At 54.8% G+C, this 16,053-nt stretch carries 30 protein-coding genes; all 30 read right to left on the bottom strand.

Features of this window, described 5'->3' with window-relative positions; translation table 11 throughout:
• Nucleotides 1-28: 28 nt before the first annotated feature.
• The 30 genes from bfr to rpsJ all read right to left on the bottom strand — a co-directional run bounded on the left by bfr (nucleotide 29) and on the right by rpsJ (nucleotide 16,041).
• Nucleotides 29-493, bottom strand: a complete 465-nt coding sequence (gene bfr / locus K5Y35_RS10735; protein ID WP_123463697.1) for a bacterioferritin — start codon at nucleotides 491-493, stop codon at nucleotides 29-31.
• 151 nt (nucleotides 494-644) lie between these two features.
• On the bottom strand, nucleotides 645-2,099 hold the full coding sequence (locus K5Y35_RS10730) for a catalase (protein ID WP_123463695.1): 1,455 nt from the start codon (nucleotides 2,097-2,099) through the stop codon (nucleotides 645-647).
• Between the two features lie 240 nt (nucleotides 2,100-2,339).
• A complete protein-coding gene (gene rplQ, locus K5Y35_RS10725; protein ID WP_003176402.1) occupies nucleotides 2,340-2,726 on the bottom strand; it encodes a 50S ribosomal protein L17 in 387 nt (128 codons plus the stop codon).
• Nucleotides 2,727-2,768: 42 nt separating this feature from the next.
• Complete coding sequence (locus tag K5Y35_RS10720; RefSeq protein WP_003186012.1) at nucleotides 2,769-3,770, bottom strand: DNA-directed RNA polymerase subunit alpha; 1,002 nt, start codon at nucleotides 3,768-3,770, stop codon at nucleotides 2,769-2,771.
• Nucleotides 3,771-3,792: 22 nt separating this feature from the next.
• Nucleotides 3,793-4,413 (bottom strand): 30S ribosomal protein S4, encoded by a 621-nt coding sequence (gene rpsD, locus K5Y35_RS10715; RefSeq protein WP_003176404.1) that lies wholly within the window; start codon nucleotides 4,411-4,413, stop codon nucleotides 3,793-3,795.
• A gap of 18 nt (nucleotides 4,414-4,431) precedes the next feature.
• Complete coding sequence (gene rpsK, locus K5Y35_RS10710; RefSeq protein ID WP_002555466.1) at nucleotides 4,432-4,821, bottom strand: 30S ribosomal protein S11; 390 nt, start codon at nucleotides 4,819-4,821, stop codon at nucleotides 4,432-4,434.
• A gap of 30 nt (nucleotides 4,822-4,851) precedes the next feature.
• Nucleotides 4,852-5,208 carry a 30S ribosomal protein S13 gene (gene rpsM, locus K5Y35_RS10705; protein WP_003186020.1) on the bottom strand — a complete coding sequence of 119 codons (357 nt, stop codon included), beginning with the start codon at nucleotides 5,206-5,208 and terminating at the stop codon, nucleotides 4,852-4,854.
• A 130-nt stretch (nucleotides 5,209-5,338) separates the two neighbouring features.
• A complete protein-coding gene (rpmJ, locus tag K5Y35_RS10700) occupies nucleotides 5,339-5,455 on the bottom strand; it encodes a 50S ribosomal protein L36 (protein ID WP_002555468.1) in 117 nt (38 codons plus the stop codon).
• 27 nt (nucleotides 5,456-5,482) lie between these two features.
• On the bottom strand, nucleotides 5,483-6,811 hold the full coding sequence (secY, locus tag K5Y35_RS10695; protein ID WP_003228718.1) for a preprotein translocase subunit SecY: 1,329 nt from the start codon (nucleotides 6,809-6,811) through the stop codon (nucleotides 5,483-5,485).
• A complete protein-coding gene (rplO, locus tag K5Y35_RS10690; protein WP_003228720.1) occupies nucleotides 6,812-7,249 on the bottom strand; it encodes a 50S ribosomal protein L15 in 438 nt (145 codons plus the stop codon).
• A gap of 3 nt (nucleotides 7,250-7,252) precedes the next feature.
• Nucleotides 7,253-7,429 (bottom strand): 50S ribosomal protein L30, encoded by a 177-nt coding sequence (gene rpmD, locus K5Y35_RS10685; RefSeq protein ID WP_003176408.1) that lies wholly within the window; start codon nucleotides 7,427-7,429, stop codon nucleotides 7,253-7,255.
• Nucleotides 7,430-7,431: 2 nt separating this feature from the next.
• The gene (gene rpsE, locus K5Y35_RS10680) at nucleotides 7,432-7,932 is read right to left on the bottom strand and encodes a 30S ribosomal protein S5 (protein ID WP_003186035.1); all 501 of its coding nucleotides are present in this window, start codon (nucleotides 7,930-7,932) and stop codon (nucleotides 7,432-7,434) included.
• Nucleotides 7,933-7,935: 3 nt separating this feature from the next.
• Complete coding sequence (gene rplR, locus K5Y35_RS10675; RefSeq protein ID WP_003186037.1) at nucleotides 7,936-8,286, bottom strand: 50S ribosomal protein L18; 351 nt, start codon at nucleotides 8,284-8,286, stop codon at nucleotides 7,936-7,938.
• A gap of 10 nt (nucleotides 8,287-8,296) precedes the next feature.
• On the bottom strand, nucleotides 8,297-8,830 hold the full coding sequence (gene rplF, locus K5Y35_RS10670) for a 50S ribosomal protein L6 (protein WP_003176412.1): 534 nt from the start codon (nucleotides 8,828-8,830) through the stop codon (nucleotides 8,297-8,299).
• Between the two features lie 12 nt (nucleotides 8,831-8,842).
• Nucleotides 8,843-9,235, bottom strand: a complete 393-nt coding sequence (gene rpsH, locus K5Y35_RS10665; RefSeq protein WP_007918458.1) for a 30S ribosomal protein S8 — start codon at nucleotides 9,233-9,235, stop codon at nucleotides 8,843-8,845.
• A gap of 209 nt (nucleotides 9,236-9,444) precedes the next feature.
• Nucleotides 9,445-9,750 carry a 30S ribosomal protein S14 gene (rpsN, locus tag K5Y35_RS10660; RefSeq protein ID WP_003228726.1) on the bottom strand — a complete coding sequence of 102 codons (306 nt, stop codon included), beginning with the start codon at nucleotides 9,748-9,750 and terminating at the stop codon, nucleotides 9,445-9,447.
• Nucleotides 9,751-9,763: 13 nt separating this feature from the next.
• Complete coding sequence (rplE, locus tag K5Y35_RS10655; RefSeq protein WP_003210069.1) at nucleotides 9,764-10,303, bottom strand: 50S ribosomal protein L5; 540 nt, start codon at nucleotides 10,301-10,303, stop codon at nucleotides 9,764-9,766.
• A 20-nt stretch (nucleotides 10,304-10,323) separates the two neighbouring features.
• A complete protein-coding gene (rplX, locus tag K5Y35_RS10650; RefSeq protein WP_003186046.1) occupies nucleotides 10,324-10,638 on the bottom strand; it encodes a 50S ribosomal protein L24 in 315 nt (104 codons plus the stop codon).
• A gap of 11 nt (nucleotides 10,639-10,649) precedes the next feature.
• On the bottom strand, nucleotides 10,650-11,018 hold the full coding sequence (gene rplN / locus K5Y35_RS10645; protein ID WP_002555479.1) for a 50S ribosomal protein L14: 369 nt from the start codon (nucleotides 11,016-11,018) through the stop codon (nucleotides 10,650-10,652).
• Between the two features lie 23 nt (nucleotides 11,019-11,041).
• Entirely contained in the window at nucleotides 11,042-11,308 is a 267-nt protein-coding gene (rpsQ, locus tag K5Y35_RS10640; protein ID WP_003194644.1) for a 30S ribosomal protein S17, read from the bottom strand.
• Nucleotides 11,309-11,310: 2 nt separating this feature from the next.
• Nucleotides 11,311-11,502, bottom strand: a complete 192-nt coding sequence (gene rpmC / locus K5Y35_RS10635; protein WP_002555481.1) for a 50S ribosomal protein L29 — start codon at nucleotides 11,500-11,502, stop codon at nucleotides 11,311-11,313.
• Nucleotides 11,502-11,915 (bottom strand): 50S ribosomal protein L16, encoded by a 414-nt coding sequence (rplP, locus tag K5Y35_RS10630; protein ID WP_003228729.1) that lies wholly within the window; start codon nucleotides 11,913-11,915, stop codon nucleotides 11,502-11,504. Before rplP ends, rpmC begins: the two co-directional genes overlap by 1 nt.
• 12 nt (nucleotides 11,916-11,927) lie before the next feature.
• On the bottom strand, nucleotides 11,928-12,614 hold the full coding sequence (gene rpsC, locus K5Y35_RS10625; protein WP_003176422.1) for a 30S ribosomal protein S3: 687 nt from the start codon (nucleotides 12,612-12,614) through the stop codon (nucleotides 11,928-11,930).
• Nucleotides 12,615-12,627: 13 nt separating this feature from the next.
• Complete coding sequence (rplV, locus tag K5Y35_RS10620) at nucleotides 12,628-12,960, bottom strand: 50S ribosomal protein L22 (protein WP_003103908.1); 333 nt, start codon at nucleotides 12,958-12,960, stop codon at nucleotides 12,628-12,630.
• Nucleotides 12,961-12,971: 11 nt separating this feature from the next.
• Nucleotides 12,972-13,247: a 30S ribosomal protein S19 gene (gene rpsS, locus K5Y35_RS10615; protein ID WP_011336172.1), complete on the bottom strand. Its 276-nt coding sequence runs from the start codon at nucleotides 13,245-13,247 to the stop codon at nucleotides 12,972-12,974.
• A gap of 16 nt (nucleotides 13,248-13,263) precedes the next feature.
• The gene (rplB, locus tag K5Y35_RS10610; RefSeq protein ID WP_003228734.1) at nucleotides 13,264-14,088 is read right to left on the bottom strand and encodes a 50S ribosomal protein L2; all 825 of its coding nucleotides are present in this window, start codon (nucleotides 14,086-14,088) and stop codon (nucleotides 13,264-13,266) included.
• Nucleotides 14,089-14,102: 14 nt separating this feature from the next.
• Entirely contained in the window at nucleotides 14,103-14,402 is a 300-nt protein-coding gene (rplW, locus tag K5Y35_RS10605) for a 50S ribosomal protein L23 (RefSeq protein ID WP_002555488.1), read from the bottom strand.
• Nucleotides 14,399-15,001, bottom strand: coding sequence for a 50S ribosomal protein L4 (gene rplD / locus K5Y35_RS10600; protein ID WP_003228735.1), 603 nt, complete (start codon nucleotides 14,999-15,001; stop codon nucleotides 14,399-14,401). Before rplD ends, rplW begins: the two co-directional genes overlap by 4 nt.
• 12 nt (nucleotides 15,002-15,013) lie before the next feature.
• Nucleotides 15,014-15,649, bottom strand: coding sequence for a 50S ribosomal protein L3 (gene rplC / locus K5Y35_RS10595; RefSeq protein ID WP_003228738.1), 636 nt, complete (start codon nucleotides 15,647-15,649; stop codon nucleotides 15,014-15,016).
• Nucleotides 15,650-15,729: 80 nt separating this feature from the next.
• Nucleotides 15,730-16,041 (bottom strand): 30S ribosomal protein S10, encoded by a 312-nt coding sequence (gene rpsJ, locus K5Y35_RS10590; RefSeq protein WP_003186070.1) that lies wholly within the window; start codon nucleotides 16,039-16,041, stop codon nucleotides 15,730-15,732.
• Nucleotides 16,042-16,053 lie beyond the last annotated feature (12 nt).

The following is a 16,053-nucleotide window of genomic DNA, read 5'->3' as shown; positions in this document are numbered from 1 at the left end:
TGACAGGGGCTTTTTTGTATAAGGGCAATCAGGTGTGAGATTGCAGGTAGTTCTCGAGACCAATCAGCTTGATCAGGCCCAACTGCTTTTCCAGCCAGTAGGTGTGATCTTCTTCGGTATCGTTGAGCTGAACCCGCAGGATCTCGCGGCTGACGTAATCTTTGTGCTGTTCGCACAACTCAATGCCTTTGCACAGTGCGGCACGGACTTTGTACTCGAGACGCAGATCGGCTTCGAGCATCTCCGGCACGGTGCTGCCGACATCCAGATCATCCGGACGCATGCGCGGCGTGCCTTCGAGCATCAGAATCCGGCGCATCAGCGCGTCAGCGTGACCCGCTTCTTCTTCCATCTCGTGATTGATTCGTTCGTAGAGCTTGGTGAAACCCCAGTCCTCATACATGCGCGAGTGAACAAAATATTGGTCACGCGCGGCCAGCTCGCCGGTCAGCAACGTGTTGAGGTAATCGATAACGTCTGGGTGGCCTTGCATCGCCCTACATCTCCCTGCATGAAAGGTCTGTAGTTTGAACCAAGCCGACTGGAAGGTCACTCTTTCTGCGCAATAAAAGTGAAGAAATTCTGAGAAAAGCAGCCTAAATAACGCAAAAACCGCCCTTAATGAGGGCGGTTCTGCTTCTCGTTTAGACTTCGTTAAGCTGTACATCCAGCAGCTTTGCGATTGCTTCTCCATACGCTGGATCGGCTTTGTAGAAATGCTGCAGTTGGCGGTCAACCACATCGGGTGTAACACCGCTCATAGCGCCGGCGATATTGCTGACCAACAAGGCCTTTTGCTCGTCACTCATCAGTCGGAACAACGCACCGGCGTGGCTGTAGTAATCGGTGTCTTCGCGATGATCGTAGCGATCGGCAGCACCGCTCAAAGCCAATGCCGGCTCCGCATAGCGTGGTGCCTGTTTTGGCGATTCGATGTAGCTGTTCGGCTCATAGTTGGGCGCTGCACCACCATTGCTGCCAAAGGCCATTGAGCCATCACGCTGGTAAGTGTTGACCGGGCTACGTGGCGCGTTTACCGGCAATTGCTGGTGATTGGTGCCAACACGGTAGCGATGGGCATCGGCGTAGGCGAAGACACGGCCTTGCAGCATGCGATCTGGCGACAGACCGACACCCGGCACCATGTTGCTCGGCCCAAACGCAGCTTGCTCGACTTCAGCAAAATAGTTGAGCGGGTTGCGGTTCAACTCCAGCTCACCGACTTCGATCAGCGGGAACTCCTTCTGCGACCAGGTCTTGGTCACGTCGAACGGGTTCTCGTAGTGCGCTGCAGCCTGCGCCTCGGTCATGATCTGGATGCATACGCGCCATTTCGGGAACTCGCCGCGTTCGATCGCTTCGAACAGGTCACGCTGCGCGTAGTCCGGATCAGTACCGGCCAGGCGTGCGGCGTCTGCCGGGGCGAGGTTCTTGATCCCTTGCTTGGTTTTGTAGTGCCATTTCACCCAGTGACGCTCGCCTTGAGCGTTGATCAGGCTGTACGTGTGGCTGCCGAAGCCGTGCATATGACGATAACCGTCTGGAATGCCGCGGTCAGAGAACAGAATCGTGACCTGGTGCAGCGCCTCCGGGGAATGTGACCAGAAATCCCACATCATCTGCGCGCTTTTCAGGTTGCTCTGCGGCAGACGTTTTTGGGTGTGGATAAAGTCTGGAAATTTCAGCGGATCACGGATGAAAAATACCGGCGTGTTGTTGCCGACGATGTCCCAGTTGCCTTCTTCGGTGTAGAACTTCAGCGCAAAGCCACGAGGGTCGCGCTCGGTATCAGCCGAGCCGCGCTCGCCGCCGACAGTCGAGAATCGCAGGAAAGTCGGGGTTTGTTTGCCTACCGATTCAAACAACTTGGCGCTGGTGTACTCGGTGATGTCACGCGTGACGGTGAACGTGCCGTAAGCGCCCGAACCTTTGGCGTGTACCCGACGCTCAGGAATGTTTTCACGGTTGAAGTGGGCAAGCTTCTCGATCAGATGAAAATCGTCGAGCAGCAGCGGGCCTCTAGGGCCGGCGGAGCGAGAATTCTGGTTATCAGCGACAGGTGCGCCACTGGCGGTCGTAAGCGTTTTGTTCTGGCTCATACGGTCTTCTTCCTCTGTCAGTCTTGGAACTGCCGGCTACTCGGCTTGGCGGGAAGTATTGATCATCCATGTGACAGCCACAAATTCATTAACTTGCAGGCATCAATAGATAATTACTAATTATGTTTCCCAGCACATAGTGACAACAGAACAATGTCGGAAGCTTGTACGAACCGCTCATTTTCTTGCAGGCACAAAAAACCGGGCACTAGGCCCGGTTCTTCGTTTCAGACTGACGTCTTACTCGGCGGATACAGCTTCGCCAGCAGTAGCACGATCAACCAACTCGACGTACGCCATAGGCGCGTTGTCGCCAGCGCGGAAACCGCACTTGAGGATGCGCAGGTAGCCACCCTCACGGGTAGCGTAACGCTTGCCCAGGTCGTTGAAGAGCTTACCAACGATAGCTTTCGAACGAGTACGGTCGAAAGCCAGACGGCGGTTAGCCAGGCTGTCTGTCTTGGCCAGAGTGATCAGCGGCTCGGCAACGCGGCGCAGTTCTTTGGCTTTTGGCAGAGTAGTTTTGATCAGCTCGTGCTCGAACAGCGACACCGCCATGTTTTGGAACATGGCCTTGCGGTGCGAGCTGGTGCGGCTCAGGTGACGCCCACTTTTACGATGACGCATGGTTCATTCCTTACCAAACACTACGTTCGGTGATTACGACGATCAGGCAGTCGCCTTGTCGTCCTTCTTAAGACTTGCAGGCGGCCAGTTGTCGAGGCGCATGCCGAGGGACAGACCGCGGGAGGCCAGAACGTCCTTGATTTCAGTCAAGGATTTCTTGCCCAGGTTCGGAGTCTTCAACAGCTCTACTTCGGTACGCTGAATCAGGTCGCCGATGTAGTAGATGTTTTCCGCCTTAAGGCAGTTAGCCGAACGTACAGTCAGTTCCAGATCGTCAACCGGGCGAAGCAGGATCGGATCGATCTCGTCTTCCTGCTCGACAACCACTGGCTCACTGTCACCTTTGAGGTCGACGAACGCAGCCAACTGCTGTTGCAGGATGGTTGCAGCGCGGCGGATAGCCTCTTCAGGATCCAGAGTACCGTTGGTTTCCAGATCAATAACCAGCTTGTCCAGGTTGGTACGCTGCTCGACACGGGCGTTTTCCACCACGTATGCGATACGGCGAACCGGGCTGAACGAAGAGTCGAGCTGCAAGCGACCGATGCTGCGGCTTTCGTCTTCATCGCTCTGACGCGAGTCGGCTGGTTCATAACCACGACCACGAGCTACGGTGAGCTTCATGTTCAGGGCGCCGTTAGACGCCAGGTTAGCGATTACGTGATCGGGATTAACGATCTCGACATCATGATCCAGCTGAATATCGGCAGCGGTAACCACCCCCGAACCCTTCTTCGACAAGGTCAGCGTAACTTCGTCACGACCGTGCAGCTTGATGGCCAGACCTTTAAGGTTCAACAGGATTTCAATTACGTCTTCCTGTACACCTTCGATGGCGCTGTACTCGTGGAGCACACCGTCAATCTCGGCCTCGACTACTGCGCAGCCGGGCATTGAGGACAACAGGATGCGGCGCAGCGCGTTGCCCAGGGTGTGGCCAAAACCACGCTCGAGAGGCTCGAGAGTGATCTTGGCGCGGGTTGGACTGACAACCTGCACATCAATGTGGCGGGGTGTCAGGAACTCATTTACCGAAATCTGCATGGATGCACCTATTTTCTAGCCCTTACTTGGAGTAGAGCTCGACAATCAGGCTTTCGTTGATGTCGGCGGACAGATCACTGCGAGCAGGAACGTTCTTGAAAACGCCCGACTTCTTCTCAGTGTCTACTTCTACCCATTCTACGCGGCCACGTTGGGCACACAGATCGAGAGCTTGGACAATGCGAAGTTGGTTTTTTGCTTTCTCGCGAACTGCAACCACGTCACCAGCACGAACCTGATACGACGGAACGTTTACGGTCTGACCGTTAACGCTGATCGACTTGTGCGATACCAGCTGGCGGGATTCGGCACGAGTCGAACCAAAGCCCATACGGTATACGACGTTGTCCAGACGGCATTCGAGCAGTTGCAGCAGGTTTTCACCGGTTGCACCTTTCTTGCCAGCAGCTTCTTTGTAGTAGCCGCTGAACTGACGCTCGAGAACGCCGTAGATACGACGGACCTTCTGCTTTTCACGCAGTTGGGTGCCGTAATCGGACTGGCGACCGCGGCGTTGGCCGTGGATACCAGGTGCTGCTTCAATGTTGCACTTCGATTCGATCGCGCGCACGCCGCTCTTCAGGAAGAGATCGGTGCCTTCGCGACGAGCGAGTTTGCATTTTGGACCAATGTAACGAGCCATTCTTTACAATCTCCTGGATTACACGCGGCGCTTCTTCGGCGGACGGCACCCGTTGTGCGGGATTGGCGTCACGTCGGTGATGCTGGCGATCTTGTAGCCACAGCCGTTCAAAGCGCGGACTGCGGATTCACGACCTGGACCTGGACCCTTGACGTTAACGTCGAGGTTTTTCAGGCCATATTCCAGCGCAGCTTGACCAGCACGCTCAGCAGCTACTTGAGCAGCGAACGGGGTGGACTTGCGGGAACCGCGGAAACCCGAACCACCGGAGGTAGCCCAGGAAAGAGCGTTACCTTGACGGTCGGTAATGGTCACGATGGTGTTGTTAAAAGATGCATGGATGTGGGCGATGCCATCAACCACTGTCTTTTTAACTTTTTTACGAGGACGAGCAGCAGGTTTTGCCATGATTAAATTCCTGTCGATTCGCTGGGGCGATTACTTGCGGATCGGCTTACGCGGACCTTTACGGGTACGCGCGTTGGTCTTGGTACGCTGACCGCGTACTGGAAGACCACGACGATGACGCAGACCGCGATAGCAACCGAGGTCCATCAAGCGCTTGATTTTCATGTTGATTTCGCGACGCAGGTCACCTTCAGTGGTGAACTTCGCCACTTCGCCACGCAGCTGTTCAATTTGCTCGTCGCTCAGATCTTTGATCTTTGCTGCTGGGTTTACCCCAGTCACTGCACAGATCTTCTGCGCAGTAGTGCGACCAACACCATAGATGTAGGTCAGCGAGATAACAGTATGCTTGTTATCTGGAATGTTAACGCCTGCAATACGGGCCATTCAGTGGGACTCCAATTGACAGCTACCTACGCCCCGGAAGCCAAGAAATAGGGCGCGAGATAATATCGCTGTAATAACAAATAATCAACCCGGTAGCGCACTAGCTACCGGGCTTGAAGCACAATCACACTCAGCCTTGGCGCTGTTTGTGACGCGGTTCCGCGCTGCAAATTACTCGAACAACACCTTCGCGGCGAATAATCTTGCAGTTACGGCACAGCTTTTTCACCGATGCACGAACTTTCATCACCAACTCCTCGAACCTTATGGGTACTCAGCGCAACATGCCGCTGCCGTAACCCTTCAGGTTGGCTTTCTTCATCAGGGATTCGTACTGGTGCGAAACGAGGTGCGATTGTACTTGGGACATGAAGTCCATCACAACCACGACCACGATCAGCAACGAGGTCCCGCCAAGGTAGAACGGAACGTTTGCTGCAACCACCAGGAACTGGGGCAACAGGCACACGGCCGTCATGTATAGAGCACCGAACATGGTCAAGCGAGTCAGAACGCCATCAATGTAGCGCGCAGACTGCTCACCTGGACGGATGCCCGGAATAAAGGCACCGGACTTCTTCAGGTTTTCCGCTACGTCTTTCGGATTGAACATCAACGCCGTATAGAAGAAGCAGAAGAAAATAATCCCTGCACTAAACAGCAGAATATTCAACGGCTGACCAGGAGCGATCGACTGCGAGATGTCCTGCAACCAGCCCATACCTTCAGACTGACCGAACCAGGCACCCAACGAAGCCGGAAACAGCAAAATGCTGCTCGCGAAAATAGCCGGAATAACACCGGCCATGTTCACTTTCAGCGGCAAGTGGCTAGTCTGCGCAGCAAAAACCTTACGGCCCTGCTGACGCTTGGCGTAGTGAACAGCAATACGACGCTGACCACGCTCAATGAACACCACGAAACCGATAATCGCTACTGCCAGCAAACCGATGGCAACCAAGGCGAAGATATTGATATCACCCTGACGTGCAGACTCGAAAGACTGCCCGATTGCTCTCGGAAGACCGGCGACGATACCCGAAAAAATCAACATCGAGATACCGTTACCTACACCACGCTCAGTAATCTGCTCACCCAGCCACATCATGAACATCGCACCAGCCACAAACGTGGATACCGCGACGAAATGGAAGCCAAAGTCACCAGTGAACGCAACGCCCTGCCCGGCCAGACCAATGGACATGCCAATAGCCTGAACCAGAGCAAGGACGACGGTGCCGTAGCGGGTGTACTGGCTGATCTTGCGACGGCCAGCTTCACCTTCCTTCTTCAACTGCTCCAGCTGCGGGCTGACGGCTGTCATCAGTTGCATGATGATCGATGCCGAAATGTACGGCATGATCCCCAGTGCAAAGATGCTCATCCGTTCCAGCGCGCCGCCGGAGAACATGTTGAACAAGCTAAGAATGGTCCCCTCATTCTGTCGAAACAGGTCTGCGAGTCGGTCCGGGTTGATACCTGGAACCGGGATGTGTGCGCCTATTCGGTAGACGATAATCGCCAGGAACAGAAAACGCAGACGAGCCCAGAGTTCAGACATACCGCCTTTGCCGAGCGCAGAGAGAGCACCTTGCTTAGCCATTTATTCCTCGAACTTGCCGCCAGCTGCTTCGATAGCCGCACGCGCACCTTTGGTGGCGCCGATTCCCTTGCCGATAGTGACAGCGCGAGTCACTTCACCGGACAGCATGATTTTCACACGCTGTACGTTGACGTTGATCACGTTGGCATCTTTCAGGGACTGCACGGTGACGATGTCGCCTTCCACTTTAGCCAGCTCGGACAGACGCACTTCTGCGCGGTCCATGGCTTTCAGGGAAACGAAACCGAACTTCGGCAGGCGACGATGCAGCGGCTGTTGACCGCCTTCAAAGCCTGGAGCAATGGTGCCACCGGAGCGGGAGGTCTGACCTTTGTGACCACGGCCACCAGTCTTACCCAAACCGCTACCGATACCACGGCCCGGACGATGCTTTTCGCGACGGGAACCCGGCGCTGGACTCAGATCATTGAGTTTCATCGATTAACCCTCGACACGCAGCATGTAGTAAGCCTTGTTGATCATCCCGCGATTCTCGGGAGTATCCTGGACTTCTACAGTGTGACCGATGCGACGCAGACCCAGACCCTTAACGCACAGTTTGTGGTTAGGGATGCGGCCGGTCATGCTTTTGATCAGCGTTACTTTAACGGTAGCCATGATCAGAAGATCTCCTTGACGCTTTTGCCACGCTTGGCGGCAATGGATTCAGGAGACTGCATAGCTTTCAAACCTTTGAAAGTGGCGTGAACCACGTTTACCGGGTTAGTCGAGCCGTAGCACTTGGCCAGAACGTTCTGAACGCCAGCAACTTCGAGGACAGCACGCATAGCGCCGCCAGCGATGATACCGGTACCTTCAGAAGCAGGCTGCATGTACACCTTCGAAGCGCCGTGAGCGGACTTCATTGCGTACTGCAGAGTGGTGCCGTTCAGATCAACTTGGATCATGTTGCGGCGAGCAGCTTCCATTGCCTTCTGGATCGCAGCAGGCACTTCACGCGACTTGCCACGGCCGAAGCCAACACGCCCTTTACCATCACCTACCACGGTCAACGCGGTGAAAGTGAAGATACGGCCGCCTTTAACGGTTTTGGCTACGCGGTTAACTTGAACCAGCTTCTCAATGTAGCCTTCGTCGCGCTTTTGGTCGTTATTTGACATAACTTAGAACTCCAGCCCAGCTTCACGAGCAGCATCAGCCAGCGCTTTAACGCGGCCGTGGTACTTGAAGCCAGAGCGGTCGAAAGCCACTTGCGAGACGCCAGCGGCCTTAGCACGCGTAGCGACCAGCTGGCCAACCTTTGTGGCCGCGTCGATGTTGCCAGTGGCGCCATCACGCAGTTCTTTATCCAAAGTCGAGGCGCTTGCCAGGACTTTGTTGCCGTCGGCCGAGATGACCTGGGCGTAGATGTGCTGCGACGAGCGGAACACGCAGAGACGCACGACTTCGAGTTCGTGCATTTTCAGGCGTGCTTTGCGAGCGCGACGCAGTCGAGTAACTTTTTTGTCGGTCATTTGCTATGCCCTACTTCTTCTTGGCTTCTTTACGACGGACGACTTCGTCCGCGTAGCGCACACCTTTGCCTTTGTACGGCTCTGGTGGACGGAAGTCGCGGATCTCAGCGGCCACTTGACCTACCAGCTGCTTGTCGATGCCCTTGATCAGGATATCGGTCTGGCTAGGAGTCTCAGCGGTGATGCCTTCCGGCAGTTCGTAATCCACTGGGTGCGAGAAGCCAAGGGCCAGGTTCAGAACCGTGCCTTTTGCTTGCGCCTTGTAACCAACACCGACCAGCTGGAGCTTGCGCTCGAAGCCTTGGCTTACGCCTTGGACCATGTTGTTTACCAACGCACGCGTGGTACCGGCCATTGCGCGAGTTTGTTGATCGCCATTGCGAGCAGCGAAACGCAGCTCACCAGCTTCTTCAACGATCTCAACGGACGAATGGATGTTCAGTTCAAGAGTACCCTTGGCACCCTTCACCGAAAGCTGTTGGCCTGCGAATTTTACTTCGACACCGGCTGGCAGCTTAACGGGGTTCTTAGCGACGCGAGACATGCTTATCCCCCCTTAGAACACAGTGCAAAGAACTTCGCCGCCGACACCGGCAGCGCGCGCAGCACGATCCGTCATCACACCTTTGTTGGTGGAGACGATAGACACGCCAAGACCGCCACGAACTTTCGGCAGATCTTCAACGGACTTGTACTGACGCAGGCCTGGACGACTAACGCGCTTCACTTCTTCGATAACCGGACGGCCTTCGAAGTACTTCAGCTCGATGGACAACGACGGCTTAGCGTCGGTGGTGATCTGAAAATCCGCGATGTAACCTTCGTCCTTCAGGACTTTTGCTACAGCCACCTTCAGCGTGGAAGACGGCATGCTTACGACAGACTTTTCAGCCATCTGGGCATTACGGATTCGAGTTAGCATGTCCGCTAACGGGTCCTGCATACTCATGGGCTAGACGCTCCTAATACAGAAAAATTAGCCTTGCGGCTACTACTTGTCGCCGAGAACTTCCGGGCATGAAAAACACGGGCTCAGGCGAGCCGGTCATTCTAGACACACCCCAGAAATGAATCAAGCCCCAAAAGGGGCTTGATTCAGATTCAAGGCCACCGATGGTCAGGTTCTTGCAAACCCGACCATCAAGGCTTTGACAACGATTACCAGCTGGCTTTAACCAGACCTGGAACGTCACCACGCATTGCAGCTTCACGCAGCTTGTTACGGCCAAGGCCGAACTTGCGGTAAACGCCGTGCGGACGACCAGTCAGGCGGCAACGGTTACGCATGCGCGAAGCGCTTGCGTCACGTGGTTGCTTCTGCAGAGCTACGGTAGCTTCCCAACGCGCTTCTGGACTTGCGTTCAGATCGACGATGATAGCTTTCAGCGCTGCACGCTTGGTGGCGTACTTGGCAACGGTGAGCTGACGCTTCAGCTCACGGTTTTTCATGCTCTTCTTGGCCATTTTCCTACTCCAATCAGTTGCGGAACGGGAATTTGAAAGCACGCAGCAGAGCGCGGCCTTCATCATCGTTCTTGGCAGTGGTGGTCAGGGTAATGTCCAGACCGCGGAGAGCATCGATCTTGTCGTAGTCGATTTCCGGGAAAATGATCTGCTCTTTCACGCCCATGCTGTAGTTACCACGACCATCGAAGGACTTGGCATTCAGGCCGCGGAAGTCGCGAACCCGAGGCAGGGAGATCGACAGCAGACGATCCAGGAACTCGTACATACGCTCACGGCGCAGGGTCACTTTGACACCGATCGGCCATCCTTCGCGGACTTTAAAGCCAGCGATGGATTTACGAGCGTAGGTCACAACGACTTTCTGGCCGGTGATCTTTTCCAGGTCAGCAACAGCGTGCTCGATGACTTTTTTGTCGCCGATCGCTTCGCCCAGACCCATGTTCAGGGTGATTTTGGTAACGCGCGGAACTTCCATCACGTTCGAAAGCTTAAGTTCTTCCTTAAGTTTCGGAGCGATTTCCTTCCGGTAAATCTCTTTTAGTCGTGCCATGGTCTTCTACCTAGCAGTGTTCAAGCATCAACCGCTTTTTGGGTCGACTTGAAGACACGAATTTTCTTACCGTCTTCTACTTTGAAACCAACGCGGTCAGCCTTGTTGGTTTCGCCGTTGAAGATGGCGACGTTGGAAGCGTGCAGTGGCGCTTCTTTCTCGACGATACCGCCCTGTACGCCCGACATCGGGTTAGGCTTGGTATGACGCTTGACCAGGTTCAGACCGCCAACAACCAGACGGTTGTCAGCAAGAACCTTCAGCACCTTACCGCGCTTACCTTTGTCTTTGCCGGCGATCACGATGATCTCGTCGTCACGACGAATCTTTTGCATGTCGGATCTCCTTACAGCACTTCTGGGGCGAGCGAGACGATCTTCATGAACTTCTCAGTACGAAGTTCACGGGTCACTGGCCCAAAGATACGGGTGCCGATCGGCTCTTGCTTGTTGTTCAGAAGAACAGCAGCGTTGCCATCAAAGCGGATAATGGAGCCATCAGCACGACGTACGCCGTGACGAGTGCGGACTACAACAGCAGTCATCACTTGGCCTTTTTTCACTTTACCGCGAGGAATTGCTTCCTTCACGGTAACTTTGATGATGTCACCGATACCAGCGTAACGACGATGGGAGCCACCCAGCACCTTGATGCACATAACACGGCGAGCGCCGCTGTTATCGGCCACATCGAGCATGGATTGAGTCTGAATCATATAATTTCTCCGACCCCTAGCCCTTAGACTTCCACAGCGCGTTCGAGAACATCAACCAGCGCCCAAGACTTGGTCTTGGCCATCGGACGAGTTTCACGAATAGTGACTTTGTCGCCGATGTGGCACTGATTGGTTTCGTCGTGCGCGTGCAGCTTAGTCGAACGCTTAACGTATTTACCGTAGATCGGGTGCTTAACGCGACGCTCGATCAGAACGGTGATGGTTTTGTCCATCTTGTCGCTGACAACACGGCCAGTCAGCGTACGGACAGTTTTTTCGGCTTCAGCCATGATCACTTACCTGCCTGCTGGTTGAGCACAGTCTTCACGCGAGCGATGTCACGCTTAACTTGCGAGAGCAGATGAGACTGCCCCAACTGGCCAGTTGCTTTCTGCATGCGCAGATTGAACTGGTCGCGCAGCAAGCCGAGCAGTTGCTCGTTCAGCTGCTGTGCGGATTTTTCACGAAGTTCATTCGCTTTCATCACATCACCGTCCGTTTAACAAAGGAGGTGGCGAGCGGCAGCTTTGCAGCAGCCAGGGCGAAAGCCTCACGCGCCAGCTCTTCAGAAACACCCTCGATTTCATACAGGACTTTGCCTGGCTGAATCTGGGCAACCCAGTACTCCACGTTACCCTTACCTTTACCCATACGAACCTCGAGAGGTTTTTTGGAGATCGGCTTGTCCGGGAATACACGGATCCAGATCTTGCCGCCACGTTTAACGTGACGGGTCAGAGCACGACGCGCTGACTCGATCTGACGAGCGGTGAGACGACCACGAGCAACAGACTTCAGCGCGAACTCGCCGAAGCTGACTTTGCTACCGCGCAGTGCCAGACCACGGTTGTGGCCGGTCATCTGCTTGCGGAACTTCGTACGCTTTGGTTGCAACATTTGGCGTACCCCTTACTTAGCAGCTTTTTTACGAGGCGCTGGTGCTTGTGGTTTCAGTTCTTCTTGGCGACCACCAATAACTTCGCCTTTGAAGATCCAAACCTTTACACCGATCACACCGTAAGTGGTGTGAGCTTCGTAGTTGGCATAGTCGATGTCGGCACGCAGGGTGTGCAATGGCACACGACCTTCGCGATACCATTCAGTACGTGCGATTTCAGCACCGCCGAGACGACCGCTCACTTGGATTTTGATGCCTTTGGCACCAATGCGCATGGCGTTCTGTACTGCGCGCTTCATAGCGCGACGGAACATTACGCGACGCTCCAGCTGCTGAGCTACGCTCTGCGCAACCAGCATACCGTCGAGCTCCGGCTTGCGGATCTCTTCGATATTGATGTGCACAGGCACACCCATTTGCTTGGTCAGGTCCTGACGCAGTTTCTCAACATCTTCACCTTTCTTCCCGATAACGATACCTGGACGAGCGGTGTGGATGGTGATGCGTGCAGTTTGAGCCGGACGATGGATATCGATACGGCTTACGGACGCGCTTTTTAGTTTGTCTTGGAGATACTCACGCACTTTCAGATCTGCGAACAAGTAGTCCGCATAAGTCCGACCGTCTGCGTACCAGACGGAGGTGTGCTCCTTGACGATTCCCAGGCGAATGCCAATGGGATGTACTTTCTGACCCATCTCTTCGACTCCGTTACTTGTCAGCAACCTTGACAGTGATATGGCAAGACCGCTTGACGATGCGATCAGCACGGCCTTTGGCACGTGGCATGATGCGCTTCAGCGAACGCCCTTCGTTGACGAAAACGGTGCTGACCTTCAGGTCATCAACGTCTGCGCCTTCGTTATGCTCGGCGTTGGCTACGGCCGACTCCAGCACTTTCTTCATGATCTCGGCGGCTTTCTTACTGCTGAAAGCCAACAGGTTGAGCGCTTCGCCCACCTTCTTCCCGCGGATCTGGTCGGCGACCAAGCGGGCTTTCTGGGCGGAGATTCGAGCGCCCGACAACTTAGCGGCTACTTCCATTTCCTTACCCCTTAACGCTTGGCTTTCTTGTCAGCCACGTGCCCGCGATAGTTGCGGGTACCGGCGAACTCGCCCAGTTTGTGGCCGACCATGTCTTCGTTAACGAGAACTGGGACGTGCTGACGACCGTTGTGTACTGCGATGGTCAGACCGACCATTTGTGGCAGGATCATCGAACGACGCGACCAGGTTTTAATTGGTTTGCGATCGTTCTTTTCCGCCGCCACTTCGATCTTCTTCAGTAGGTGAAGATCAATAAAAGGACCTTTTTTCAGAGAACGTGGCACTGTCGTATCCCTCTATTTACTTGCGACGACGGACGATCATTTTGTCGGTACGCTTATTACCACGAGTCTTCGCGCCCTTAGTCGGGAAGCCCCATGGCGATACCGGATGACGACCACCAGAGGTACGACCTTCACCACCACCATGTGGGTGGTCAACCGGGTTCATGGCAACACCACGAACGGTTGGGCGAACGCCACGCCAGCGTTTGGCACCAGCTTTACCCAGCGAACGCAGGCTGTGCTCGGAGTTCGAGACTTCGCCCAGGGTCGCACGGCATTCAGCCAGGACTTTACGCATTTCACCGGAACGCAGACGCAGGGTCACGTAGACACCTTCACGAGCGATCAGCTGAGCCGAAGCACCAGCGGAACGAGCGATCTGTGCACCTTTACCTGGCTTCAGTTCGATGCCGTGTACGGTAGAACCGACTGGAATGTTGCGCAGTTGCAGAGCGTTGCCTGGCTTGATTGGAGCCAGAGCGCCCGCGATCAGCTGGTCGCCAGCACTCACGCCTTTAGGGGCGATGATGTAGCGGCGCTCGCCGTCTGCGTAGCAGAGCAGTGCGATGTGAGCAGTACGGTTTGGATCGTATTCGATACGCTCGACAGTGGCGACGATGCCATCTTTGTCGTTGCGACGGAAATCGACCATACGATAATGCTGCTTATGACCACCACCGATGTGACGAGTGGTAATACGGCCATTGTTGTTACGACCACCAGTCTTCGATTTTTTCTCGAGCAGCGGTGCGTGAGGAGCGCCTTTATGCAGCTCCTGGTTGACCACCTTGACCACAAAACGGCGGCCAGGGGAAGTCGGTTTGCATTTAACGATTGCCATGATGCACCCCTTCCTTACTCAGCACTGCTGCTGAAATCGAGATCTTGGCCTGGCTGAAGGGAGATAACTGCCTTCTTCCAGTCATTACGCTTGCCCAGACCGCGAGCAGTGCGCTTGCTCTTACCCAGAACATTCAGGGTAGTGACGCGCTCTACTTTCACGCTGAACAGGCTTTCGACGGCCTTCTTGATTTCCAGCTTGGTTGCGTCAGTAGCAACCTTGAAAACGAACTGGCCTTTCTTGTCTGCCAGAACCGTAGCCTTCTCGGAAACGTGCGGGCCAAGCAGAACTTTAAATACGCGTTCCTGGTTCATCCCAGCAGCTCCTCGAATTTCTTCACGGCCGACACGGTGATCAACACCTTGTCGTATGCGATCAGACTAACTGGATCGGAACCTTGAACGTCACGTACATCTACGTGCGGCAGGTTACGAGCAGCCAGGTACAGGTTCTGATCAACAGCGTCCGACACGATGAGAACATCGGTCAGGCTCATGTTGTTCAGCTTGCCCAGCAGATCTTTGGTTTTCGGAGTTTCAACAGCGAAATCCTGAACCACGACCAGACGATCAGTACGCACCAGCTCAGCAAGGATGGAACGCATTGCTGCGCGATACATCTTCTTGTTCAGCTTCTGGGAGTGATCCTGAGGACGAGCTGCGAAAGTGGTACCGCCGCCACGCCAGATTGGGCTACGGATAGTACCGGCACGAGCACGGCCAGTACCTTTCTGACGCCATGGGCGCTTGCCGCCACCACGAACGTCGGAACGGGTCTTCTGCTGCTTGCTACCTTGACGGCCGCCGGCCATGTAGGCCACGACTGCTTGGTGAACCAGCGTCTCGTTGAATTCGCCGCCAAATGTCAGTTCGGAAACTTCGATCGCTTGAGCGTCATTTACATTTAATTGCATGTCAGCTTCCCCTTAACCGCGAGCCTTGGCTGCTGGACGTACAACCAGGTTGCCGCCAGTAGCGCCAGGAACAGCGCCCTTGACCAACAACAGATTGCGTTCAGCGTCCACGCGCACTACTTCCAGGGACTGCACGGTCACGCGCTCAGCGCCCATATGACCGGACATTTTTTTGCCCTTGAATACACGACCAGGAGTCTGGCACTGGCCGATAGAGCCTGGGACGCGGTGGGATACGGAGTTACCGTGGGTGTTATCTTGCCCGCGGAAATTCCAACGCTTGATCGTACCCTGGAAGCCTTTACCCTTGGACTGACCGGTTACATCAACCAGTTGACCAGCGGCGAAGATTTCAGCGTTGATCAGATCGCCAGCCTGGTACTCGCCTTCTTCAAGACGGAATTCCATGGTGGTGCGACCAGCGGCAACGTTCGCCTTAGCGAAGTGGCCAGCCTGAGCTGCTGTTACACGCGAAGCGCGACGCTCGCCGACAGTGACTTGCACTGCACGATAGCCATCGGTCTCTTCAGTTTTGAACTGGGTGACGCGATTCGGCTCGATCTCAATGACCGTGACCGGAATGGAGACACCTTCTTCGGTGAAAATACGGGTCATACCGCATTTACGACCGACTACACCAATAGTCATGTTGTAAACCTCATGAGTGTACGGGGCTTTCACCCGCTATGGCCGCCCATTTCAGAGCGTTACACGACTAAGACCGAGTCTTAGCCGAGGCTGATCTGCACTTCCACACCGGCCGCAAGATCAAGCTTCATAAGAGCATCAACGGTTTTATCCGTTGGCTGGACGATGTCCAGAACGCGCTTATGAGTGCGGATTTCGTACTGGTCACGCGCGTCTTTGTTGACGTGCGGGGAAACCAGAACGGTGAACCGCTCTTTACGGGTAGGCAGTGGAATTGGACCACGCACTTGAGCACCAGTACGTTTCGCGGTTTCCACGATTTCCTGGGTTGATTGGTCGATCAGGCGATGGTCGAAAGCCTTCAACCTGATACGGATTTGCTGATTTTGCATTGGATTTCAGAC

It is taken from the genome of Pseudomonas sp. SC3(2021), from assembly GCF_019856535.1.
GTDB classification, from domain to species: Bacteria; Pseudomonadota; Gammaproteobacteria; order Pseudomonadales; family Pseudomonadaceae; genus Aquipseudomonas; species Aquipseudomonas monsensis.
The sequence above is the reverse complement of the archived record's forward strand: the minus strand, read 5'-3'. Positions and strand labels throughout refer to the sequence as shown.

Bases quoted from the DNA above. Each gene is read 5' to 3' on its own strand.
- bfr (WP_123463697.1), bottom strand. From the start codon at position 493: ATGCAAGGCCACCCAGACGTTATCGATTACCTCAACACGTTGCTGACC.
- K5Y35_RS10730 (WP_123463695.1), bottom strand. From the start codon at position 2,099: ATGAGCCAGAACAAAACGCTTACGACCGCCAGTGGCGCACCTGTCGCT.
- rplQ (WP_003176402.1), bottom strand. From the start codon at position 2,726: ATGCGTCATCGTAAAAGTGGGCGTCACCTGAGCCGCACCAGCTCGCAC.
- K5Y35_RS10720 (WP_003186012.1), bottom strand. From the start codon at position 3,770: ATGCAGATTTCGGTAAATGAGTTCCTGACACCCCGCCACATTGATGTG.
- rpsD (WP_003176404.1), bottom strand. From the start codon at position 4,413: ATGGCTCGTTACATTGGTCCAAAATGCAAACTCGCTCGTCGCGAAGGC.
- rpsK (WP_002555466.1), bottom strand. From the start codon at position 4,821: ATGGCAAAACCTGCTGCTCGTCCTCGTAAAAAAGTTAAAAAGACAGTG.
- rpsM (WP_003186020.1), bottom strand. From the start codon at position 5,208: ATGGCCCGTATTGCAGGCGTTAACATTCCAGATAACAAGCATACTGTT.
- rpmJ (WP_002555468.1), bottom strand. From the start codon at position 5,455: ATGAAAGTTCGTGCATCGGTGAAAAAGCTGTGCCGTAACTGCAAGATT.
- secY (WP_003228718.1), bottom strand. From the start codon at position 6,811: ATGGCTAAGCAAGGTGCTCTCTCTGCGCTCGGCAAAGGCGGTATGTCT.
- rplO (WP_003228720.1), bottom strand. From the start codon at position 7,249: ATGAAACTCAATGATCTGAGTCCAGCGCCGGGTTCCCGTCGCGAAAAG.
- rpmD (WP_003176408.1), bottom strand. From the start codon at position 7,429: ATGGCTACCGTTAAAGTAACGCTGATCAAAAGCATGACCGGCCGCATC.
- rpsE (WP_003186035.1), bottom strand. From the start codon at position 7,932: ATGTCAAATAACGACCAAAAGCGCGACGAAGGCTACATTGAGAAGCTG.
- rplR (WP_003186037.1), bottom strand. From the start codon at position 8,286: ATGACCGACAAAAAAGTTACTCGACTGCGTCGCGCTCGCAAAGCACGC.
- rplF (WP_003176412.1), bottom strand. From the start codon at position 8,830: ATGTCTCGCGTCGCTAAGAACCCCGTTAAGCTGCCAGCCGGTGTCGAA.
- rpsH (WP_007918458.1), bottom strand. From the start codon at position 9,235: ATGAGTATGCAGGACCCGTTAGCGGACATGCTAACTCGAATCCGTAAT.
- rpsN (WP_003228726.1), bottom strand. From the start codon at position 9,750: ATGGCCAAGAAGAGCATGAAAAACCGTGAGCTGAAGCGTCAGCTCACC.
- rplE (WP_003210069.1), bottom strand. From the start codon at position 10,303: ATGGCACGACTAAAAGAGATTTACCGGAAGGAAATCGCTCCGAAACTT.
- rplX (WP_003186046.1), bottom strand. From the start codon at position 10,638: ATGCAAAAGATTCGTCGTGACGACGAGATCATCGTGATCGCCGGCAAA.
- rplN (WP_002555479.1), bottom strand. From the start codon at position 11,018: ATGATTCAGACTCAATCCATGCTCGATGTGGCCGATAACAGCGGCGCT.
- rpsQ (WP_003194644.1), bottom strand. From the start codon at position 11,308: ATGGCTGAAGCCGAAAAAACTGTCCGTACGCTGACTGGCCGTGTTGTC.
- rpmC (WP_002555481.1), bottom strand. From the start codon at position 11,502: ATGAAAGCGAATGAACTTCGTGAAAAATCCGCACAGCAGCTGAACGAG.
- rplP (WP_003228729.1), bottom strand. From the start codon at position 11,915: ATGTTGCAACCAAAGCGTACGAAGTTCCGCAAGCAGATGACCGGCCAC.
- rpsC (WP_003176422.1), bottom strand. From the start codon at position 12,614: ATGGGTCAGAAAGTACATCCCATTGGCATTCGCCTGGGAATCGTCAAG.
- rplV (WP_003103908.1), bottom strand. From the start codon at position 12,960: ATGGAAGTAGCCGCTAAGTTGTCGGGCGCTCGAATCTCCGCCCAGAAA.
- rplB (WP_003228734.1), bottom strand. From the start codon at position 14,088: ATGGCAATCGTTAAATGCAAACCGACTTCCCCTGGCCGCCGTTTTGTG.
- rplW (WP_002555488.1), bottom strand. From the start codon at position 14,402: ATGAACCAGGAACGCGTATTTAAAGTTCTGCTTGGCCCGCACGTTTCC.
- rplD (WP_003228735.1), bottom strand. From the start codon at position 15,001: ATGCAATTAAATGTAAATGACGCTCAAGCGATCGAAGTTTCCGAACTG.
- rplC (WP_003228738.1), bottom strand. From the start codon at position 15,649: ATGACTATTGGTGTAGTCGGTCGTAAATGCGGTATGACCCGTATTTTC.
- rpsJ (WP_003186070.1), bottom strand. From the start codon at position 16,041: ATGCAAAATCAGCAAATCCGTATCAGGTTGAAGGCTTTCGACCATCGC.